The sequence below is a fragment of the Mesorhizobium sp. PL10 genome (genome assembly GCF_053714315.1).
In genome coordinates, this window is the sequence record NZ_JBSKBR010000003.1 from 131,021 (window position 1) to 150,032 (window position 19,012).

Here is a 19,012-nt window from a genome sequence, read left to right on the forward strand (position 1 = left end):
CGCAACATTAGTGAAGCAGACGGCGCTTTGGAACTGCGAAGTTTTTAAAGACCGCCAATGTGCGCTGGCTACTCCACCGTCACCGATTTCGCCAGATTGCGCGGCTGGTCGACGTCGGTGCCCATGAAGACGGCGGCATAGTAGGCCAGCATCTGGATCGGCAGCGCGTAGATGATCGGCGAGATGATTTCCGGCACGTCGGGCAGGATGATCGTCTCCATAGTCTTCACGCTGACCTGCGCAGCACCTTTGGCATCGGTGATCAGGATGATCTTGCCGCCGCGCGCCGCCACTTCCTGCATGTTGGATACCGTTTTTTCGAAGATGCGGTCATGCGGTGCGATGACGATCACCGGCATGTTCTCGTCGATCAGCGCGATCGGCCCATGCTTCAGCTCGCCCGCGGCGTAGCCCTCGGCGTGGATGTAGGAGATTTCCTTGAGCTTCAGCGCGCCTTCCATGGCCAGCGGGAAATTGGTGTCGCGGCCGAGATAGAGCACGTCCTTGTAGCGCGAGATTTCGCGCGCGATGCGCTCGATCTGCTCCTCGAGCTTCAGCACCTGGTTGGCGTAGCGCGGCGCCTCCGAAAGCGCGCGCACAAGCGTCTTTTCCTCGTCCTTCGAGATCGTGCCGCGCGCCACGCCGGCGCGTACCGCCAGCGATGCCAGCACCGAGAGCTGGCAGGTAAAGGCCTTGGTCGAGGCGACGCCGATCTCCGGGCCGGCCAATGTCGGCAGCACGACATCGGATTCGCGCGCCATGGTAGATTCCCGCACATTGACGATGGCGCCGATCTTCATGCCGGCCTTGCGGCAATAGCGCAGCGAGGCCAGCGTGTCGGCGGTTTCGCCCGACTGCGAGATGAAGAAGGCGGCATCGTTGTCCGACAGCGGCATTTCGCGGTAGCGGAACTCGGAGGCGACATCGATGTCGACCGGCAGCCGCGCATAGCGCTCGAACCAGTATTTGCTGATCAGCCCGGCGAGATAGGCGGTGCCGCAGGCCGAGATCGCCAGGCGGCCGATCTTGGCGAAGTCGAACGGCAGCTCCAGCGGCTTCGATACGCCGGAGACGAAATCGACATAGTGCGCCAGCGTGTGCGAGATCACTTCCGGCTGTTCATGGATTTCCTTTTCCATGAAATGGCGGCGATTGCCCTTGTCGACCATGAAGCTGGTCGACAGCGATTGCTGGCGCTTGCGGTCGACCTTCTTGCCGTCGATGTCGAAGATGGTGACGCCGCCGCGGCGCACCACCGCCCAGTCGCCGTCCTCCAGATAGGTGATGGAATTGGTGAAGGGCGCGAGCGCAATGGCGTCGGAGCCCAAAAACATCTCGCCGTCGCCATGGCCGACGGCCAGAGGCGGGCCGTTGCGAGCGCCGACGATGAGGTCTTCATCGCCCGTGAACATGATGGCCAGCGCAAAGGCGCCTTCCAGCCGCCTCAGCGCCTGGTGTGCGGCCTCGACCGGCTTCAGCCCCTTGGCCAGTTCCCGCGCCACCAGATGCGCGACGACTTCGGTGTCGGTCTGCGACGAGAAGGCATAGCCGTCGCGGATCAGCTCGTCGCGCAGTTCGGCGAAATTCTCGATGATGCCGTTATGGACGATGGCGACGCCGTCGGAGAAATGCGGATGCGCGTTGGTCTCGTTCGGCACGCCATGCGTCGCCCAGCGTGTGTGGCCGATGCCGATCGTGCCGTCGAGCGGCTCGTCCTTCAGCCGGCGTTCGAGGTTGATCAGCTTGCCTTCGGCGCGGCGGCGCCCGAGCGCGCCTTTCTCGACGGTGGCGACGCCGGCAGAGTCATAGCCGCGATATTCCAGCCGCTTCAGCGCATCGACAATAAGCGGCGCGACCTGTTGCTGGCCGACAATTCCGACGATACCGCACATGGCCCCTGCCCCCGATTCCCGATGGAAAACCAGCGCTATCTAGGGATTGCCGGCCTGCCGCGAAAGTCACTTTGCGTTTCGTCTGGTGTAACGGAACGCTTGTCAACCCGATGCACCTGCAATTGCTCGATTTTTTCGAGGCGTCCGGCGAGCTTCGGCAAGGCTGCCGATTGATCGTTAGTGATCGGTGGTGGCTTTCTTTTTCACTGCCGCGGCCGAGGCAAACCGCTCGCGCAACTCCTTGCCCTTACCCGGAATTGTCTTCTGGCGCGCGCGGCCGAAGGCCAGTGCATCGTCGGGCACGCTTTCGGTGATCACGCTGCCCGAGGCGATGTAGCCGTCCTTGCCGATCGACACCGGCGCCACCAGCGACGAGTTCGAGCCGATAAAGGCGCCCTCGCCGATATCGGTGAAGAATTTCGAATAGCCGTCATAGTTGCAGGTGATGGTGCCGGCGCCGATATTGGCCCCTGCACCTACGCGGGCATCGCCGATATAGGTCAGGTGATTGACCTTCGCGCCTTCCTCGACAATAGCCTGCTTGACCTCGCAGAAATTGCCGACCTTGGCCTTGTTCCGGAGATCCGCGCCCGGCCGCAACCGTGCGAAAGGGCCCACCTCGCAATTCGAGGCAATAATGGCACCGGTGAGGTGGCTGAAGGCATGGATGGTGGAGCCGGTAGAAATCTTGACGCCGGGACCGAACCAGACATTCGGCTCGACCACCGTATCGGCGCCGATCTCAGTGTCGTGCGAGAAATAAACAGTCTCCGGCGCAATCAGCGTGACGCCCGACAGCATCGCCTCATGCCGGCGGCGCTGCTGCCAGATGCCTTCCGCCTGCGCCAGTTCGGCCCGGTTGTTGATGCCGAGCGCACTCTCGAAGCTGGCCTCGGTGGCGACGACATCCAGGCCTTGTGCGCTAGCGATCTCGACAATGTCGGTGAGGTAGAACTCGCCCTTGGCATTCTTGTTGCCGACCTGGTCGAGCAGATCGAGCGCATGCTTGCCCGCCACCGCCATCATGCCGGCATTGCAGAAGCCGATCTTCTTCTCCTCGCCGCTGCAGTCCTTTTCCTCGCGGATGGCGGTAAGCTTGCCGCCTTTTTCGATCAGCCTGCCATAGCCGGTCGGGTTGGGCGGACGAAAACCGATCACCACCACGGCCGCACCTTCGGCCAGCCTTTGCCGGGCATTCGTGAGCGCCTCGGCGTCGATCAGCGGCGTGTCGCCGAACATCACGAGAATATCGTCATAACCCTTTGATATCGCTTCGCGCGCGGCCAGAACGGCATGCGCCGTTCCAAGCCGCTTCTCCTGCACGAACGTCCCGGCCCTGGGCGCGAATTTCGCCGCCGCCTTGCGCATCTCGTCGGCCCCATGACCGATGACCAGCGCCTGGCTGCCAGCGCCGGCAGCCTCTGCCGCCTTCACCACATGCGCAACCATCGGCAGCCCGGCGATCTGGTGCAGCACCTTCGGCAGCGCGCTCTTCATGCGCGTGCCTTCGCCGGCGGCGAGGATGATTGACAGGCAGGATCTCTGGCTCATGGAAGGACAACCGTATGAAAGGGATCAGGATTCGGAGAGTGTTAGCATCTGGCGCGATGCTGCACCAATGCGGTTAAATTCCGGTGAGGTGACGAGCCAGGCGCGGGCAAGGCAAAGATCGGCAATCGGGGCACCTTACATCAGGCCATGCTTCCTGAATTCCGCCTGCTCGTCGCCCGATATCCAGCCAAACACCTTCAACGCGCCATCGCGCTTTTCGACGAGATAGCTGATCGCGAAGTCGATGGTCACGGGCTTGCCGTCCTTGCGCTCATAGTCGCCGGACCAGCTTACCTTAGCCACGCAATGATCCTGATCGATGGATGTCACCGAGACATCCGTGCAGGTCATCTTCTTGCTGCCGATGGCGCGATAGGCCTCAAAACCTTTTTTCATGATGGTCTTCAGCTGCTGGCCATTCTCGCCAACCATGACCGCTGCCGGCGTCACCGAGACAAAACCGGCCGAATACTTGTCCGCGACGTCATTCAGATCGACCTTGTCGGCAATCGCGTCGTTATAGATTTTCTCATAGGCCTTGAAGAACTTTTGCACGTCCGCCTTGGCCACCATTGTCGCCTCCCGGATCAAGTGTCAGTGGATAATCTGACATCCAACGCGGGTTTTCGTGCATCGTTCCCGTGCCGAGACGACCTACCCCAGCCGCCCCAGCACCGGGAAATTCTCCAGCAGCCAGTAGGACACCGTCTGCACGCCACCGGTGAGGAAGAACACACCGGCGACGACCAGCAGCGCGCCGATCGCCTTTTCTACGCGGCCGAGATGGACGCGGAATTTGCCGAGGAAGCGCATGAAGGCGCCGGAAAACAGCGCGGCGATCAGGAACGGGATGCCGAGGCCGAGCGAATAGGCGGCGAGCAGCAGCGCGCCTTCGCCGACCGTCTCGCGACCGCCGGCCAGCGTCAGGATCGGCCCCAGCACCGGGCCGATGCACGGCGTCCAGCCGAAGGCGAAGGCGAGCCCCATGACATAGGCGGCGACCATGCTGGCCGGCTTGCCCTGCGACTGGAAGCGCGCCTCGCGCGACAAAAGCGGGATGCGCAAGATGCCGAGGAAATTCAGCCCCATCAGGATGATCAGCACGCCCGCGGCCATCGCCAGCGGCTCCTGCCAGACGCGTAGCCAGTGACCAATGGTCGATGCGCCGGCGCCAAGTGCGACGAACACGGTGGAGAAACCGAGCACGAAGGCGATCGAGGAATAGATGAGCGCGCCGCGCGCACCGGCCTTGGCCGTGACGCCGGCGTCGCCGCCGCGAAAGTCGTCGACTGACACGCCGGCCATGTAGCAGAGATAGGGCGGCACCAGCGGCAGCACGCAAGGCGACAGGAACGAGATCGCACCCGCCCCGACCGCGCTGACATAGCCGATGTCCAATGCCATTCCGAAACTCCAGAGTCGCTGGCGCCGATATAGCGACGCAAAACCATGTTCGCCAATCACCATCGTGTGGCTTTTGGCTATAGGTACGGCCCGGCCGGAGGAATTGTTACCGGCCGATCGTCAGATGACCAAGCCGGGGAAGAAACGCCCCTTGCCAGGCGTTGATAGAGCGAGGCCCGCGATTTCTGCGCGCTTCTTCGGATACCCAGGGAGATTTCCATGAAAACGATCACTGTCGGGCTCGCGGCCCTTTTGCTCAGCACCGCTGCATCCTTCGCCGCCGAAGCGTGGAAGGAAGCCGAAGTCAACGGCACCAAGATCTACACCGATGCCAACGGCATGACGCTCTATACCTATGACAAGGATGAGAAGGGCAAGACCAACTGCTACGACAAATGCGCCACCAACTGGCCGCCGCTGAAGGCCGAGGCCGGCGCCAAGGCGGACGACGAATGGACCATCGTCGACCGCACCGACGGCACCAAGATGTGGGCTTATGACGGCAAGCCGGTCTACACCTTCATCAAGGACAAGAAGGCTGGTGACGTCACCGGCGACGGCGTCGGCGAAGTCTGGCACATCGTCAAGGCCGACTGATCTTTCGAACCTCTACCCCGCCGACCGGCGGAACCCAGCTGGCTGCCGGCTCCAGGCGACCCGGTGGCCAGTTTCGTTTTTCGGCAGCTCGAAGGACGGACCGGCCGCAGCTTCTGAGTCGTTTGTTCAAGACTTGACGCCCAAACCGGACGTCCCCGAATTCTGTGATTTTCTCCATACACTCTTAGAGTGTATTGCTGCGGACACGCCGGCAATTTGGCCGCCTCCCCTTGACCGGATGCAAAAGCGCGGCCATGTGAGCGACAAATAGAACGAGATTTCGTCGCGCGCAGCGGAATCCTCCTGCCGCACCACAGCTGATATGAGAACTCATGGACGTCGTCGTCGTCGAATCGCCGGCCAAGGCAAAGACAATCAACAAATACCTCGGCAAGAACTATAAGGTTCTGGCCTCGTTCGGCCACGTCCGCGATTTGCCGGCCAAGGATGGCTCAGTGCGTCCAGACGAGGATTTCGCCATGTCCTGGGCGGTCGACACCGCGTCGGGCAAGCGCCTCGCCGACATCGCCAAGGCGGTCAAGGATGCCGACGGCCTGATCCTCGCCACCGACCCGGACCGCGAGGGCGAAGCCATTTCCTGGCATGTGCTGGAGGTGCTGAAGCAGAAGCGCGCATTGAAGGACAAGCCGGTCAGCCGCGTCGTCTTCAACGCCATCACCAAATCGTCGGTGCTGGAAGCGATGGCCAATCCGCGCCAGATCGATGCGCCGCTGGTCGATGCCTATCTCGCCCGCCGGGCGCTCGACTATCTCGTCGGCTTCACCCTGTCGCCGGTGCTGTGGCGCAAGCTGCCGGGCGCCCGTTCGGCCGGCCGCGTCCAGTCGGTGGCGCTGCGCCTGGTCTGCGACCGCGAATCCGAAATCGAACGCTTCATCCGCGAGGAATACTGGCAGATTGCCGCTCTCCTTGGCACGCCGCGCAACGAGACTTTCGAGGCACGGCTGACCGCTTTCGAGCGCAAGAAGCTGCAGAAGCTCGACATCGCCAACAAGGCGCAGGCCGACGATATCAAGGGCATGCTCGAGGGTGCGACCTTCAAGGCGCTGTCGGTGGAGGCCAAGCCGACCCGGCGCAATCCCGGCCCACCCTTCACTACCTCTACGCTGCAGCAGGCCGCGTCGTCGGGCCTCGGCTTTTCGGCGACGCGCACCATGCAGGTGGCGCAGCGCCTCTATGAAGGCATGGAGATCGGTGGCGAGACCACCGGCCTGATCACCTATATGCGAACCGACGGCGTGCAGATGGCGCCCGAGGCGATCGATGCCGCACGCGACGCCATCGCCAAGGAATTCGGACCAAGATACCTGCCTGAAAAGCCACGCCAGTACACGACCAAGGCCAAGAACGCCCAGGAAGCGCACGAGGCGATCCGTCCGACCGATTTCATGCGCACCCCGGCTTCGGTCAGGCAGTATCTCGATTCCGATCAGCTGCGGCTTTACGAGCTGATCTGGAAGCGCGCCATCGCCAGCCAGATGCAATCGGCCGAGATCGAAAGGACCACGGTCGAGATCGAGGCGGTCAACGGCGCCCGCACTGCAGAACTGCGCGCTGTCGGCTCGGTCGTCCGCTTCGACGGCTTCATCGCCGCCTACACGGACCAGAAGGACGATGACGCGGAGGACGAGGAAAACCGCCGCCTGCCCGAGATCCGCGCCGGCGAGCAGCTCAGGCGCGACGCAATCAACGCTACCCAGCACACCACCGAGCCGCCGCCGCGCTATTCCGAGGCGTCGCTGATCAAGAAGCTGGAAGAACTAGGCATCGGCCGTCCCTCGACCTACACGGCGATCCTGAAGACGCTGGAAGACCGCGACTACGTCACCATCGACAAGCGCCGGCTGGTGCCGCAGGCCAAGGGCCGGCTGCTGTCGGCCTTCCTCGAAAGCTTCTTCGAGCGCTATGTCGAATACGATTTCACCGCTTCGCTTGAGGAAAAGCTCGACGAGATTTCCGACGGCAAGCTCGCCTGGAAAGACGTGTTGCGCGACTTCTGGAGGGATTTTTCCGGCGCTGTCGCCGACATCAAGGAACTGCGCGTCACCGACGTGCTCGACGCGCTGAACGAGGAACTGGCGCCGCTTGTGTTCCCCACGCGCGAAGACGGCTCCAACCCGCGCATCTGCCCGAAATGCGGCACCGGCAACCTGTCGCTGAAGCTCGGCAAATTCGGCGCCTTCGTCGGCTGCTCCAACTATCCGGAATGTTCCTTCACCCGCCAGCTCGGCGACGCCGCCAACCCGAATGGCGAGAATGGCGGCGGCGAGGACGGCACCAAGGTGCTGGGCAAAGACCCCTACACCTCAGAGGAAATCACGCTGCGCTCAGGCCGCTTCGGCCCCTACATCCAGCGCGGCGATGGCAAGGAAGCCAAGCGCTCCAGCCTGCCCAAGGGCTGGACGCCAGAATCGATCGACCATGAGAAGGCGCTTGCCCTGCTGTCGCTTCCGCGCGATGTCGGCAAGCATCCCGAGAGCGGCAAGATGATCTCCGCCGGGCTCGGCCGCTACGGTCCGTTCGTGCTGCATGACGGCACCTACGCCAATGTCGAGAGCATCGAGGATGTGTTCTCGATCGGCCTTAACCGCGCCGTGTCGGTGATCGCGGAGAAGCAGTTGAAGGGCAAGGGCGGCCGCAATGGCGGCACGGCCGCAGCACTGAAGGAGCTGGGCGACCATCCCGATGGCGGCGGCAAGATTGTCGTGCGCGACGGCAAATACGGGCCTTACGTCAACTACGGCAAGGTCAATGCGACCCTGCCCAAGGGCAAGGACCCGCAGTCGGTGACCGTCGAGGACGCGCTGGCGTTGATTGCCGAAAAGGAAGCCAAGGGCGGCGGCGGCAAGAAGCCGTTCCGCAAGGCCGCGGCAGCCAAGGCCCCGGCGGCCAAGAAAACCACAGCCAAGAAGCCGGCAGCCAAAAAGCCGGCGGCGAAGAAAAAGGGATAAAAGCGTGGCGCGCAGGATCACCGGACGAAGCCACGGCGATCCGCGCACCGCCGACACCAGGGCCAAGGTCAAGGACGACTACCGGCCCTCGCGTGACGAGATCCTGCGCTACATCGCCGAAAATCCCGACCGTGGCGGCAAACGCGACATCGCCAAGGCGTTCGCGCTGCGCGGCGACGACCGCATCTGGCTGAAAGACATTCTGCGCGACCTGCAGGACGAAGGCGTCCTGACCAAGGAGCGCAAGCGGCTGGCCCGCGTCGGGGCCTTGCCCCATGTCGCGGTGCTCGACATTTTCGGCCGCGACGGCGACGGCATCCTGCTGGCGCATCCGGCAGAGGCCGTCGGCACCGGCGAACCGCCCGTCGTCTCGATCCGCGTCTCACGCGGCGGCAATGGCCCGCAACCGGGCATTGGCGACCGCGTGCTGGCCAAGACCTTCCCGACCGATGAGCCGACCGGGCCCGCCTATACGGGCCGCGTGATGAAGATTTTCGAGAAGCGGACCGATGCCGTGCTCGGCATCTTCCGCATCCTCAAGGACGGCACTTTCCGCATCGAGCCGGTCGAACGGCGCCAGCCCGAGCTGATCGTCGACAAGGAATTCCAGAACGGCGCCAAAAACGGCGACCTGGTCGAGGTCGAGCCGGCGCGAGCCTCCCGTTACGGCCTGCCGCGCGCGAAAGTGCTGGCGGTATTGGGCTCGCTGACCGGCGAAAAGGCGATCTCGATGATCGCCATCCACGCGCACGACATTCCGCACATTTTCCCGGCCGACGTCATCGCCGAATCCGAAGCGGTGAAACCGGCGACGATGGATCACCGCGAGGACTGGCGCGACCTGCCGCTGGTCACCATCGACCCCGCCGATGCCAAGGACCATGACGATGCGGTGTTTGCCACGCCCGACCTCGACGAGAAGAATCCCGGTGGCGTGATCGCCACGGTGGCGATTGCCGATGTCGCGGCCTATGTCCGCTATAACACCGCACTCGACCGCGAGGCGCAGAAGCGCGGCAATTCGGTCTATTTTCCCGACCGCGTCGTGCCGATGTTGCCCGAGCGCATCTCCAACGACCTCTGTTCGCTGCGCGAAGGCCAGGACCGGCCGGCGCTCGCCGTGCGCATGACCTTTTCGGCCGATGGCCGCAAGCTGCGCCATACCTTCCACCGCGTCATGATGAAGTCGGCGGCCAAGCTCGCCTACCCGCAGGCACAGGCCGCGATCGACGGCGTGATCGACGACAAGACCGGGCCGATCCTCGACACGGTGCTGAAGCCGCTGTGGGACGCCTACGCGATCCTTAAGCGTGGCCGCGACGGCCGTCAGCCGCTCGAGCTCGATTTGCCCGAGCGCAAGATCATGCTCAAGCCGGACGGCACCGTCGACCGCGTCATCGTTCCGGAACGGCTCGACGCTCACAAGCTGATCGAAGAATTCATGATCCAGGCCAATGTCGCCGCCGCCGAGACGCTGGAGGCGAAGAAGCAGGCGCTGGTCTACCGCGTCCACGACGCGCCGTCCCTGGCCAAGCAGGAATCGCTGCGCGAGTTCCTGCAAACGCTCGGCCTGTCGCTGGCGCGCGGCGCGCAGATGCGGCCCGCCCAGTTCAACGGCATTCTCGATCGCGTGCGCGGCGCCGACAATGAAGGGCTGGTCAACGAAGTGGTGCTGCGTTCGCAGAGCCAGGCCGAATACGCGCCCAAGAACATCGGCCATTTCGGTCTCAATCTCAGGCGTTATGCGCATTTCACCTCACCGATCCGCCGCTATGCCGATCTGATCGTGCATCGCGGCCTGATTGCCGCACTGGGGCTTGGCCCGGGCGGGCTGACGCAGGATGAGGCGGCGCGGCTGGAAGACGTGGCGGTGCTGATCTCCGGCACCGAGCGCCGCGCGATGGCGGCTGAGCGCGACACGGTCGACCGGCTGATCGCGGCCTATCTCGCCGAGCGCATCGACGACCGTTTCGACGCCCGCATCTCCGGCGTCACCAAATCAGGACTATTTGTCCAATTGCCGCAGTTTGGCGCAGATGGTTTCATCCCGGTGTCAAGTCTGAACGGCGATTACTATATATACGACGAAACCGCGCGATCGCTGTTCGGAGAACGCACCGGCAAAGGTTACCAGCTTGCCGACCGCGTCGAGGTTCGCCTGATCGAGGTGGCGCCGATGGCCGGCGCGATGCGTTTCGAAATGCTGACCGACCCGAAGCCCCTGCCCGGCTCCAAGCGGTCGTTTCACAAGGCAAAAGGCCGCGCCCGCGCGTCGCAATCGCGCCCGGGTTCGCGCGGCAGGAGACGATGATGGCAAGCGAATTGGGAATCCAGGAACAGGTTTTCGGCGGCGAACATCATTCGGGCCGCGCCGCCCGTCCGCTGTGGACGGCGATGAAGCGCGGCGCGCTTGGCCGCTGCCCGCATTGCGGCGAAGGCAAATTGTTTGCCGGCTTCACCAAGAGCGTCGACAAATGCAGCGTCTGTGGCGAAGAGCTTGACCACCACCGCGCCGACGACCTGCCCGCCTATCTCGTCATCGTTATCGTCGGCCACATTGTTCTTGGCGCCTTCATGGGTGTCGAGGCGACCTCGACGCTCTCCATGTGGCAGCACATCGCCATCTGGGTGCCGCTGACCATCGTGCTGTCCGTCGCTCTGCTTCAACCGGTCAAGGGCGCCGTCATAGGACTGCAATGGGCGCTCTATATGCACGGATTCGGCGGCGAAAAGGACGGAACCGAGCCACGTCCAGGAACCTGACGCTCATCGGGCAATGCTGCCTGACGCAACATGCCGACCGTGAAAGGCCACTTTCGCTTGCCAGAAGTTTCCGCTAGGTCCTGCGCATGGAAGGTATGACCAAGGCGGAAGTCGACAGGATGGACCGTGGCGCGGCCGCCCATGGCGGCCAGCCCATGCGTCCGCGCGACGCCGCCACCCTGATCCTGCTCGAACGCAAGGGCGACGACGTCCTGGTGCTGATGGGCCGGCGTCATGCCGGCCATGCCTTCATGCCCGGCAAATTCGTCTTTCCCGGCGGCCGCACCGATCCGGCCGACAGCCGCATTGCCGTAGCCACCCCGCTGCTGCCAGCGGAAGAAGCGAAGCTGACCGCCAGCGTCGGCCGCATCAGCCCGTCGCGGGCCCGCGCCATTGCGCTCTCGGCCATCCGCGAGACCTATGAGGAAGCCGGCCTGCTGATCGGCAAGAAAGGCGCCTTCGCGACCGACAAACGCGACTGGCAGGGTTTTGCCGAACACGGCGTCCAGCCGTCGCTGGCGCCGCTTCGCTTCATCGCCCGCGCCATTACGCCACCCAATCGGGTGCGTCGTTTCGACACCCGCTTCTTCAGTGCATGGCGCAGCGACGTCGCCGTCGAGCTGCCGGGTGGCGGCCCGACCAATGAGCTGGAAGAACTGGTCTGGCTGCCGCTTGCCAAGGCCAGAGAGGCCGACATCCCCGACATCACCCGAACGATCCTGCAGGACCTGGAGAAGCGGCTTGCCGACGATCCACGCCTGCGACCCGGTGGGTCCGTGCCGTTCTACCGGCTTGTCCGCAACCGCTTCGTTCGTGAAGTTCTCTAGCATCGAGTATTCAGGCATCCCATGACGGTCGATACCCAGCAAGAGGGCGACGAACGCGTCCATTGGCTACCGATGATCGCCGCGATCTCGTCCATCAGCGTCGTCGGCATCGCCATCGGCCTCGGCATGCCGCTGCTCAGCGTCATCCTCGAGACGCGCGGCCATTCGGCCTCGATGATCGGCCTCAACACCGCGGTCGCCGGCCTTGCCTCGATCGCCGGCGCCCCGCTGGCCACGCCACTGGCCATGCGCTTCGGCGTCGCCTGGACGATGATCGGCATGATCGTCGCCGGTGCGCTTGCCTTTGTCGGCTTCCATTTTGCGCCCGATTTCTGGATGTGGTTCCCGCTGCGCATCGTGCTGCACATCGCGCTCACGGTGCTGTTCATCCTGTCGGAATTCTGGATCAGCACCTCGGCGCCGCCGCGCCGGCGCGGCCTGGTGCTCGGCATCTACGCCACCGTGCTGTCGCTCGGTTTTGCCGCCGGGCCGTGGATCTTCGCCCATATCGGCAGCGCCGGCTTCAGGCCGTTCGGCGTCATTATTGTCCTGGTGGCCCTGGCCGCGGTACCGGTGCTGGCCGCGCGGAACGAAAGCCCCACCATCGTGGTCGACGGTGAGACCAGCAACTTCCTTCGCTACATCTGGCTGGTGCCGACGGCGACCGCCGCCGTGCTGGTGTTCGGCGCCGTCGAGACCGGCGGTTTTGCGCTGTTTCCTGTCTATGGCAACCGCATAGGCTACTCCGAGGCCGACGCGGCCCTTCTCTTGACCATGATCGGCCTCGGCAACGTACTGCTGCAGATTCCGATCGGCATGATCAGCGATCGCGTCAGCGACCGCCGCTACCTGCTTTTGGCCTGCGCCACTGTCGGGCTTGCCGGCACCATCTTCATGCCGTTCTTCGCCGGGAATTGGCATCTGATGGCAGCGCTCCTGTTCGTCTGGGGCGGTGTGGTCGCCGCCATGTACACGATCGGCCTTGCCCATCTCGGCTCCCAGCTTTCCGGCCACGAACTGGCCTCGGCCAACGCCGCCTTCGTGCTCTGCTACGGTGTCGGCATGGTGCTCGGCCCGCAGGCGATCGGCATTGGCATGGATGCCTTCGGGCCATCCGGCTTCGGCTGGTCGCTCGGCCTGTTCTTCGGTACCTACATCGCCCTGGTCAGCGTCAGGCTGATCCGCAAACTCCTGTTGTAGCCGGCGGCGGCAAGCCCTTTTCCACGACGCAAAGACACGGCTGCTGACAGAACCGTGTCAGGAGGCCTCAGCTAAAAGGGTGTCCCAAAACACCCGAGTTCGAGGATACTGCCATGATCGACAGCGGCTTTGAAACCACATCGTTACGCATGACGCTCCTGCTGCTTGTCAGCTTCCAGGCTCCGGCCGCCGATGTCGACCGCATCATGGATGCAGTGGTCGCGATCGCCCCGCTCGCCATGGGCAAGTATGACCGCAACGCGTACCAGTCCGCGCACGGCATCGAACGCTACCGGCCGCTCGAAGGTGCTGCCGCCGGCGCCGAGACCGAATTGCGCCGCCGTCCCGGCACGGTCGAGGTCTCGTTCGAATTGCCCGATGACCAACTGCTCGCCGCCCGCGTCGTCGAGGCGATTTTCCAGGCGCATTCCTACCAGGAGCCGGTGATCCGCATTCAGCCGATCCTCGCCAGCCGCTCCAAGGGCCTGGACGACCGCGCCAATCCGAATCGCTGGTGGAACACCACCGGCGACTGGAAGAAAGCGGCTGCGCCGGTAGCGCAAACCGTGTGATTTCAGCCAAAGGGCGGCTGCACTTGGTCACAGCTGGCGCGCCGGGCTTGACTTTCCGGGCACGTTCTTTATGTGTCGCGCCAAGTTTCCCGCGTCCGGGTGTTTTCCCCCGCTCCAGCGGCCAAAACCCCACGAACATAACGGACTGATACAATGGCCAAAGCCGCAAACATCAAGATCAAGCTTCTGTCGACCGCCGACACCGGTTTCTTCTACGTGACCAGCAAGAACAGCCGTACCAAGACGGACAAGCTGTCGTTCCGCAAGTACGATCCGGTCGCCAAGAAGCACGTCGAGTTCAAGGAAACCAAGATCAAGTAATCTGGTTTCTGCACGCTCTGTAAAAACGCCGCCCTTTCGGGCGGCGTTTTTGTTTTGCAGGTTCTGAAAGCCGGAGACCTTCCGCGCCCTGGCGAGGAAAGCTCCTTGTGATTTTTGGAAAAAAGGGGGCCGGTCGGCGTATGGCAGCGGTACGAGGAGGCCACTATGTGCCAAGGCCGGCCGGCCGACCCCACGGACCCAGGAGATGCGGCGGACCTGAGCATCATGGGGTATTCGGAGCGATACGGCTGTCTACCCTCGTGCCCGCATCGCCTTAGTTCTTGCACTGCACATTTGCGCAACAACGTATGAAAATCAACAGTTTCTTAACCAAGGCTCGGGAATCGCTTGGATTAAGGTAAATTCCTAACCCTATCGGGTTGACTGGATAATTCGGTGTCGGACCTACGCGGCCTTGGCGACGACGCGGTTGCGGCCACCGCTCTTGGCTTCGTAAAGAGCGACGTCGGCGCGCTTCATCAACGCCGCGACCGTGTCCGCGCCGTTCAGCACCGACGACACGCCCACGCTGACCGTGACTTCGATCGTCTTGCCTTCTTGACCGATGGCAAACGGCAGTTGGGCGATTTCGGCGCGAATGCGTTCCGCAACCTTTGCCGCCACCGCTGCGTCCGTGTCCGGCATCACAACCACGAATTCCTCGCCGCCGAAGCGGCAGGCCAGGTCGATACCCCTGACATTTTTGCGCAACCGCCGGGCGAATTCGCGCAGCACGTCGTCGCCGCCGTCATGGCCATGCGCGTCATTGACGGTCTTGAACCGGTCGAGATCGGTGATCATCACCGACAAGGGTCGCCGCCTCGCCACGGCACGGTCGAACAGCGTCTGCAGATGGCTGTCCAGGTAGCGGCGGTTGTGCAGACCAGTCAGCCCATCGGTCACCGCCATCTCGATGGTCTGCGTGACGCTGGCGCGGAGCTGGTCGTTGTAGCGCTTGCGGCGCACCTGCGTGCGCAGCCGCGCCATCAGCTCCTGCTGATCGATCGGCCGCATCAGATAGTCGTTGATGCCGAGTTCGAGGCCGCGGATGATGCGGCCCTCCTCGCCTTCTTCGGCAAGCAGGATGATCGGCAGGAAGCGGGTACGATCGAGCGAACGCAATTGCGAACATAGCCGCAGCGGATCGAAATCGGCAAAACCGGTCGAGATCAGCACGCATTCATACGGCGCCTCGGCAGCCTGGAAGAAACCGGTATGCGGATCGGTGGCAATGTCGAGTTCGGCGCTGCCCCGCAGCATCTTCTGGATGCGTTCGAAGGAGGGTTTGCGCTCGTCGATCAACAGCACCTTCGGCGTCACCTCGTCGCTCGCGAAGGTACGGCTCAACAGCGCCTCGATGCCGATATTACGGGTGGTCGAGGCGCGCAGACGCAACTCATCGGTCAGCGACTTCAGCCTGACCAGACTCTTCACCCGCGTCATCAGCTGCAAATCATTGACCGGCTTGGTCAGGAAATCGTCGGCGCCGGCCTCGAGGCCGCGCACCCGGTCGGCAACCTGGTCGAGCGCGGTGATCATGACCACCGGTATGTGCGATGTCGCCGGATCGCTTTTCAACCGCTTGCAGACCTCGAACCCGTCCATGTCGGGCATCATCACGTCGAGCAGCACGACATCGACCTTGCCGTTTTCGCAGGTCTCGATCGCATCCGGCCCGTTGGAGGCGGTCAGCACCTCGAAATATTCGGCCAGCAGCCGAACCTCGAGCAGTCGGACATTGGCAGGGATGTCGTCGACGACGAGGATCCGCGCAGTCATTTCACAAGGCTCCGGCTGGAATCGGTGCTGACATCAGGCATCACCCAGATAGGATTTGATGGTTTCGATGAAACGCGGCACCGAGATCGGCTTGGAGATGTAGGCTTCGCAGCCCCCTTGGCGAATGCGCTCCTCGTCGCCCTTCATGGCGAAGGCGGTGACGGCGATCACGGGAATGGAATGGAGGTCGTCGTCCTCCTTCAGCCATTTCGTCACTTCCAGGCCTGATACTTCCGGCAGCTGGATATCCATCAGGATCAGGTCCGGCCGGTGCTGGCGCGCCAGATCGAGCGCCTCGAGGCCGTTGCGCGTGCGCACCGTCTCGTAACCGCTGGCTTCGATGAGGTCCCGAAAGAGCTTCATATTGAGCTCATTGTCCTCGACGATCATCACCTTCTTAGGCATCGATTTCCCGTCCCGGCCGGGCTTCGCCCGAAGCCTGCCGTCATGCGTCCTTGTCGGAGCACACCAAACCCTCCTTCACTCTAGGGCAATATGATTGACGAAACGGAAACCCGCAGCTGTAAAAGCCATTCGGATTCCACCTCGAAAACCACATCGGATTGGGGTGGTGGCTTGCCGCAAGCGACGCTTGCGATTACTGCGGAAAAGAGACTCATTTCCGCAAACCAGAAGGTAATGATGGCAAACGCAGCGTCAATGCGCGAGGAGGCGGAAACCATTGCCGTGAGGGCACTGGGCTTCGTCGCCGCAGACCCGGAACTCCTGCCGCGCTTTCTGGCAATCACCGGCATAGAGGCCTCTGCCATTCGGCGCGCCGCAGCCGAACCGGGATTCCTTGCCGGCGTCCTACAGTTCATCCTTGCCCACGAGCCAACCTTGCTGCGCTTTGCCGAGGAAACCGGCACCCCGCCGGCCTCAGTCGGCAAGGCCTTGCGCGCGCTGCCGCTTGGCGGCGACGACCATGAGCGTTCGATATGAGCGACGATCCCGAGACGGCACGGCAGATCGCCGAACTTGCAGCCGACGACCGGCCTCTGCTGATCCTGGACGTCGACGATGTCGTGCTCGAATTCATCCGGCCATTTCCGCATTTCCTCAAATCGCGCGGTTTTGGGCTCACGCTGGCCTCCTTCCGCCTCACCGGCAACATCGCCGAAACGGCGAGCGGCCGGCTGATCGAACAGCCGGAGGTGACGGCACTGCTTGGCGATTTCTTCGACGCGCAGTCTGACTGGCAAAGCGTCACCGACGGCGCCGAACAAGCGCTTGCCAGCCTCGGCGACCGTGCCGAAATCGTCCTTTTGACCGCCATGCCGCACCGCCATCGCGCGGCGCGCCGCTCCCATCTCGATGCGCTCGGACTTCCCTATCCGCTGTTGACCACTGAAATGGCCAAGGGACCAGCGGTAGCGAAACTGCGCGGCAGCAAAGGGCGGCCGGTGGCCTTTGTCGACGACCAGCCGTCCAACCTCATCTCGGCGCGCAATTCGGTCGCCGATGCGCATCTCTTCCATCTGATGGCCGACAATTCGTTGCGCGCCTTCATGCCGCCGGTGCCCGACGACATCATCTCTGTCGAGGATTGGCATGAGGCGGCGCCAAAGATTGCTAGCGCGCTAGGGCTCTGAGCAGCCGCCTCTGAGTCGCTCGCTCAGGGCTTCTTCGCTGTCCCGGGGCTGGCACCCGGATCGGTGTTGTCTTCCACGACCGGATCCGGCCCCTTCAACATGGCGCCGTTGACCGTCACCGAGCCGTCGGGCTTGGCGCTGATGACCCATTCAACGCGGCCATCCGGCAACGTCTTGGCGAATCCTTTGATCGCAAGCGCGCCGGTAAAGGCCTGCGAAGCATCCCGGTCAGTCTTGGCTGCATCCTGCAGGACCGCCACGATCTTGTCATAGCCGGTCACCTCGATGGTCATGCTGGCGTCGGGCTTCTTGTTGGGGAACGTCACCTCACCCTCCATCGCCACTTCGATCTCGCCCCTTTTGATCGTGCTGTGCCCGAGAACGAATTTTGGCATTTTGGCCAGGAATTCGGCTGAAACCACGTCGCCGAAATCGGCCGGCAACGGCGGATCCTTGCTCAAGTCGAAAGTTTCGATGGTTTTCCTGGCCATGCTGTCGAGGTCGATATTGGCGCCACCGAGATTCAGCTCGATATCGGTTGGCAGCAAAGGAAACGTCCAGACTGGCAACGTTTGTTGCGGCATGGTGAGGCCGGTGGCCTTGACCGAGTAGCTGAGCTTGCCGTCCTTTGCGATGCCATCCGTGCCCAACGCAGCATGTATCTGTGCTGCGCCGAAGTTGCCCGCATAGGTTTCAAAAGCGAAATTCTTGAAAGTGTAAGTTTCATCCATTCGGTCCCACAACGGCAGTACGCCGAGCAGAAGCGCTTTCAGCTCTGCCTGATCGGCTTTCAACCGGTCTTCGTCATCATGAGCGACGGCGAATGCGAGCAGATCAAGAAGCGGCTTCGTGCGCATGGCCTTGGCATTGATGTCCAGCACAAGCTCCGGAGCCCTGATGGCCCCGACCTGATTGCCATCGATCTTGATCGTTTCGATGAAGTCCGTCATCGACTGTGTCACATTGAGGTCGACACCGCCGCCCGTGGCCTTGCCGGCAGAAAACTTTGCCGATCCCGGACCGACGCTCAAATCCGTCAGCTGCCGTTGCATGGTCGATTTCATCGCCATGCCGGCCATCGCGCTTTCGCCGCTCGTGAACGCTGCCAGTTCAGGGTCATATATGCCTTTGAACTTGCCGTCCTTAATGGCGATTTCTCCGCTGACCGGGCCGTTCTGATTTCTCGCCTCAAACGATCCGCTGGTGGAGAAATCCGAAGAGACATCCCAGCCTCCGGCAGCGCGCGGTTTGACGATCATCGTCAAAGGCGGAAAATCGAACTTTGGCATGTCCTCCTTGGGCAACTTCGCAGCGAGCGCTTTCAAATCGAAGGTAATCCTGTAGCCATCGCCTTCGGCGGCAACTTTTAATATGCCCTCATCGAGAACTTGCTGGCCGACGTAGCGCGCCAGGTCATCGGACAATTTCTTTGCACCTTGACTGTCGACAGTCTGACCGAGGGCCGGCGCGCTGAAGGCGAGTAAAAAAGCGAATGGCAGGATACGGTTCACAACAATTCTCCGTTTGACTCAAAAGAACGCTGGT

The 19,012-nt window shown here is 62.8% G+C and carries 17 protein-coding genes; 10 read left to right on the forward strand and 7 right to left on the reverse strand.

The genetic code is table 11. The annotated features are described in order from the left end of the window. Window positions 1-68: 68 nt before the first annotated feature. From glmS to ACWGTO_RS06835, 4 genes are all read right to left on the reverse strand, one after another. Window positions 69-1,892, reverse strand: coding sequence for a glutamine--fructose-6-phosphate transaminase (isomerizing) (gene glmS, locus ACWGTO_RS06820; RefSeq protein WP_454574107.1), 1,824 nt, complete (start codon window positions 1,890-1,892; stop codon window positions 69-71). 177 nt (window positions 1,893-2,069) lie between these two features. Continuing rightward, complete coding sequence (gene glmU / locus ACWGTO_RS06825) at window positions 2,070-3,443, reverse strand: bifunctional UDP-N-acetylglucosamine diphosphorylase/glucosamine-1-phosphate N-acetyltransferase GlmU (protein ID WP_454574108.1); 1,374 nt, start codon at window positions 3,441-3,443, stop codon at window positions 2,070-2,072. A 135-nt stretch (window positions 3,444-3,578) separates the two neighbouring features. Next, window positions 3,579-4,016, reverse strand: coding sequence for a nuclear transport factor 2 family protein (locus ACWGTO_RS06830; protein ID WP_454574109.1), 438 nt, complete (start codon window positions 4,014-4,016; stop codon window positions 3,579-3,581). An 81-nt stretch (window positions 4,017-4,097) separates the two neighbouring features. After that, window positions 4,098-4,847 (reverse strand): cytochrome c biogenesis CcdA family protein, encoded by a 750-nt coding sequence (locus ACWGTO_RS06835; protein ID WP_454574110.1) that lies wholly within the window; start codon window positions 4,845-4,847, stop codon window positions 4,098-4,100. Between the two features lie 219 nt (window positions 4,848-5,066). On the opposite strand from ACWGTO_RS06835, the gene ACWGTO_RS06840 reads away from it, so the two are divergent. From ACWGTO_RS06840 to rpmG, 8 genes are all read left to right on the forward strand, one after another. Next, window positions 5,067-5,444 (forward strand): COG4315 family predicted lipoprotein, encoded by a 378-nt coding sequence (locus ACWGTO_RS06840; RefSeq protein WP_454574111.1) that lies wholly within the window; start codon window positions 5,067-5,069, stop codon window positions 5,442-5,444. Between the two features lie 332 nt (window positions 5,445-5,776). Continuing rightward, a complete protein-coding gene (gene topA / locus ACWGTO_RS06845; protein ID WP_454574112.1) occupies window positions 5,777-8,413 on the forward strand; it encodes a type I DNA topoisomerase in 2,637 nt (878 codons plus the stop codon). Between the two features lie 4 nt (window positions 8,414-8,417). After that, window positions 8,418-10,724, forward strand: coding sequence for a ribonuclease R (gene rnr / locus ACWGTO_RS06850; RefSeq protein WP_454574113.1), 2,307 nt, complete (start codon window positions 8,418-8,420; stop codon window positions 10,722-10,724). Beyond that, on the forward strand, window positions 10,724-11,176 hold the full coding sequence (locus tag ACWGTO_RS06855; RefSeq protein WP_454574114.1) for a DUF983 domain-containing protein: 453 nt from the start codon (window positions 10,724-10,726) through the stop codon (window positions 11,174-11,176). The genes rnr and ACWGTO_RS06855 overlap by 1 nt, the downstream gene beginning before the upstream one ends. A gap of 86 nt (window positions 11,177-11,262) precedes the next feature. Further along, window positions 11,263-12,003 (forward strand): NUDIX hydrolase, encoded by a 741-nt coding sequence (locus tag ACWGTO_RS06860; protein ID WP_454574115.1) that lies wholly within the window; start codon window positions 11,263-11,265, stop codon window positions 12,001-12,003. A gap of 21 nt (window positions 12,004-12,024) precedes the next feature. Further along, window positions 12,025-13,203, forward strand: coding sequence for an MFS transporter (locus ACWGTO_RS06865; protein ID WP_454574116.1), 1,179 nt, complete (start codon window positions 12,025-12,027; stop codon window positions 13,201-13,203). 113 nt (window positions 13,204-13,316) lie between these two features. Further along, on the forward strand, window positions 13,317-13,775 hold the full coding sequence (locus tag ACWGTO_RS06870) for a hypothetical protein (protein ID WP_454574117.1): 459 nt from the start codon (window positions 13,317-13,319) through the stop codon (window positions 13,773-13,775). Between the two features lie 153 nt (window positions 13,776-13,928). Beyond that, a complete protein-coding gene (rpmG, locus tag ACWGTO_RS06875) occupies window positions 13,929-14,096 on the forward strand; it encodes a 50S ribosomal protein L33 (RefSeq protein WP_006201775.1) in 168 nt (55 codons plus the stop codon). Window positions 14,097-14,501: 405 nt separating this feature from the next. Here the strand turns inward: rpmG and ACWGTO_RS06880 are convergent, their stop codons facing one another. Beyond that, window positions 14,502-15,875, reverse strand: a complete 1,374-nt coding sequence (locus ACWGTO_RS06880) for a PleD family two-component system response regulator (protein WP_454574118.1) — start codon at window positions 15,873-15,875, stop codon at window positions 14,502-14,504. A 33-nt stretch (window positions 15,876-15,908) separates the two neighbouring features. Then, on the reverse strand, window positions 15,909-16,280 hold the full coding sequence (locus tag ACWGTO_RS06885; RefSeq protein ID WP_023667574.1) for a response regulator: 372 nt from the start codon (window positions 16,278-16,280) through the stop codon (window positions 15,909-15,911). 237 nt (window positions 16,281-16,517) lie between these two features. Here ACWGTO_RS06885 and ACWGTO_RS06890 point away from each other — a divergent pair, with 237 nt between their 5' ends. Further along, on the forward strand, window positions 16,518-16,817 hold the full coding sequence (locus ACWGTO_RS06890) for a DUF3572 domain-containing protein (protein ID WP_454574119.1): 300 nt from the start codon (window positions 16,518-16,520) through the stop codon (window positions 16,815-16,817). Beyond that, a complete protein-coding gene (locus tag ACWGTO_RS06895; RefSeq protein ID WP_454574120.1) occupies window positions 16,814-17,467 on the forward strand; it encodes a hypothetical protein in 654 nt (217 codons plus the stop codon). The genes ACWGTO_RS06890 and ACWGTO_RS06895 overlap by 4 nt, the downstream gene beginning before the upstream one ends. Window positions 17,468-17,490: 23 nt before the next feature. Here ACWGTO_RS06895 and ACWGTO_RS06900 read toward each other — a convergent pair whose 3' ends face one another. Further along, entirely contained in the window at window positions 17,491-18,978 is a 1,488-nt protein-coding gene (locus tag ACWGTO_RS06900; RefSeq protein ID WP_454574121.1) for a hypothetical protein, read from the reverse strand. Between the last annotated feature and the right edge of the window lie 34 nt (window positions 18,979-19,012).

Coding starts and splice junctions, on each gene's coding strand:
- ACWGTO_RS06885 (WP_023667574.1), bottom strand. CDS start 16,280: ATGCCTAAGAAGGTGATGATCGTCGAGGACAATGAGCTCAATATGAAG.
- ACWGTO_RS06835 (WP_454574110.1), bottom strand. CDS start 4,847: ATGGCATTGGACATCGGCTATGTCAGCGCGGTCGGGGCGGGTGCGATC.
- ACWGTO_RS06895 (WP_454574120.1), top strand. CDS start 16,814: ATGAGCGACGATCCCGAGACGGCACGGCAGATCGCCGAACTTGCAGCC.
- topA (WP_454574112.1), top strand. CDS start 5,777: ATGGACGTCGTCGTCGTCGAATCGCCGGCCAAGGCAAAGACAATCAAC.
- ACWGTO_RS06890 (WP_454574119.1), top strand. CDS start 16,518: ATGGCAAACGCAGCGTCAATGCGCGAGGAGGCGGAAACCATTGCCGTG.
- rpmG (WP_006201775.1), top strand. CDS start 13,929: ATGGCCAAAGCCGCAAACATCAAGATCAAGCTTCTGTCGACCGCCGAC.
- ACWGTO_RS06855 (WP_454574114.1), top strand. CDS start 10,724: ATGGCAAGCGAATTGGGAATCCAGGAACAGGTTTTCGGCGGCGAACAT.
- glmU (WP_454574108.1), bottom strand. CDS start 3,443: ATGAGCCAGAGATCCTGCCTGTCAATCATCCTCGCCGCCGGCGAAGGC.
- ACWGTO_RS06830 (WP_454574109.1), bottom strand. CDS start 4,016: ATGGTGGCCAAGGCGGACGTGCAAAAGTTCTTCAAGGCCTATGAGAAA.
- ACWGTO_RS06860 (WP_454574115.1), top strand. CDS start 11,263: ATGGAAGGTATGACCAAGGCGGAAGTCGACAGGATGGACCGTGGCGCG.
- ACWGTO_RS06865 (WP_454574116.1), top strand. CDS start 12,025: ATGACGGTCGATACCCAGCAAGAGGGCGACGAACGCGTCCATTGGCTA.
- ACWGTO_RS06880 (WP_454574118.1), bottom strand. CDS start 15,875: ATGACTGCGCGGATCCTCGTCGTCGACGACATCCCTGCCAATGTCCGA.
- glmS (WP_454574107.1), bottom strand. CDS start 1,892: ATGTGCGGTATCGTCGGAATTGTCGGCCAGCAACAGGTCGCGCCGCTT.
- ACWGTO_RS06870 (WP_454574117.1), top strand. CDS start 13,317: ATGATCGACAGCGGCTTTGAAACCACATCGTTACGCATGACGCTCCTG.
- ACWGTO_RS06840 (WP_454574111.1), top strand. CDS start 5,067: ATGAAAACGATCACTGTCGGGCTCGCGGCCCTTTTGCTCAGCACCGCT.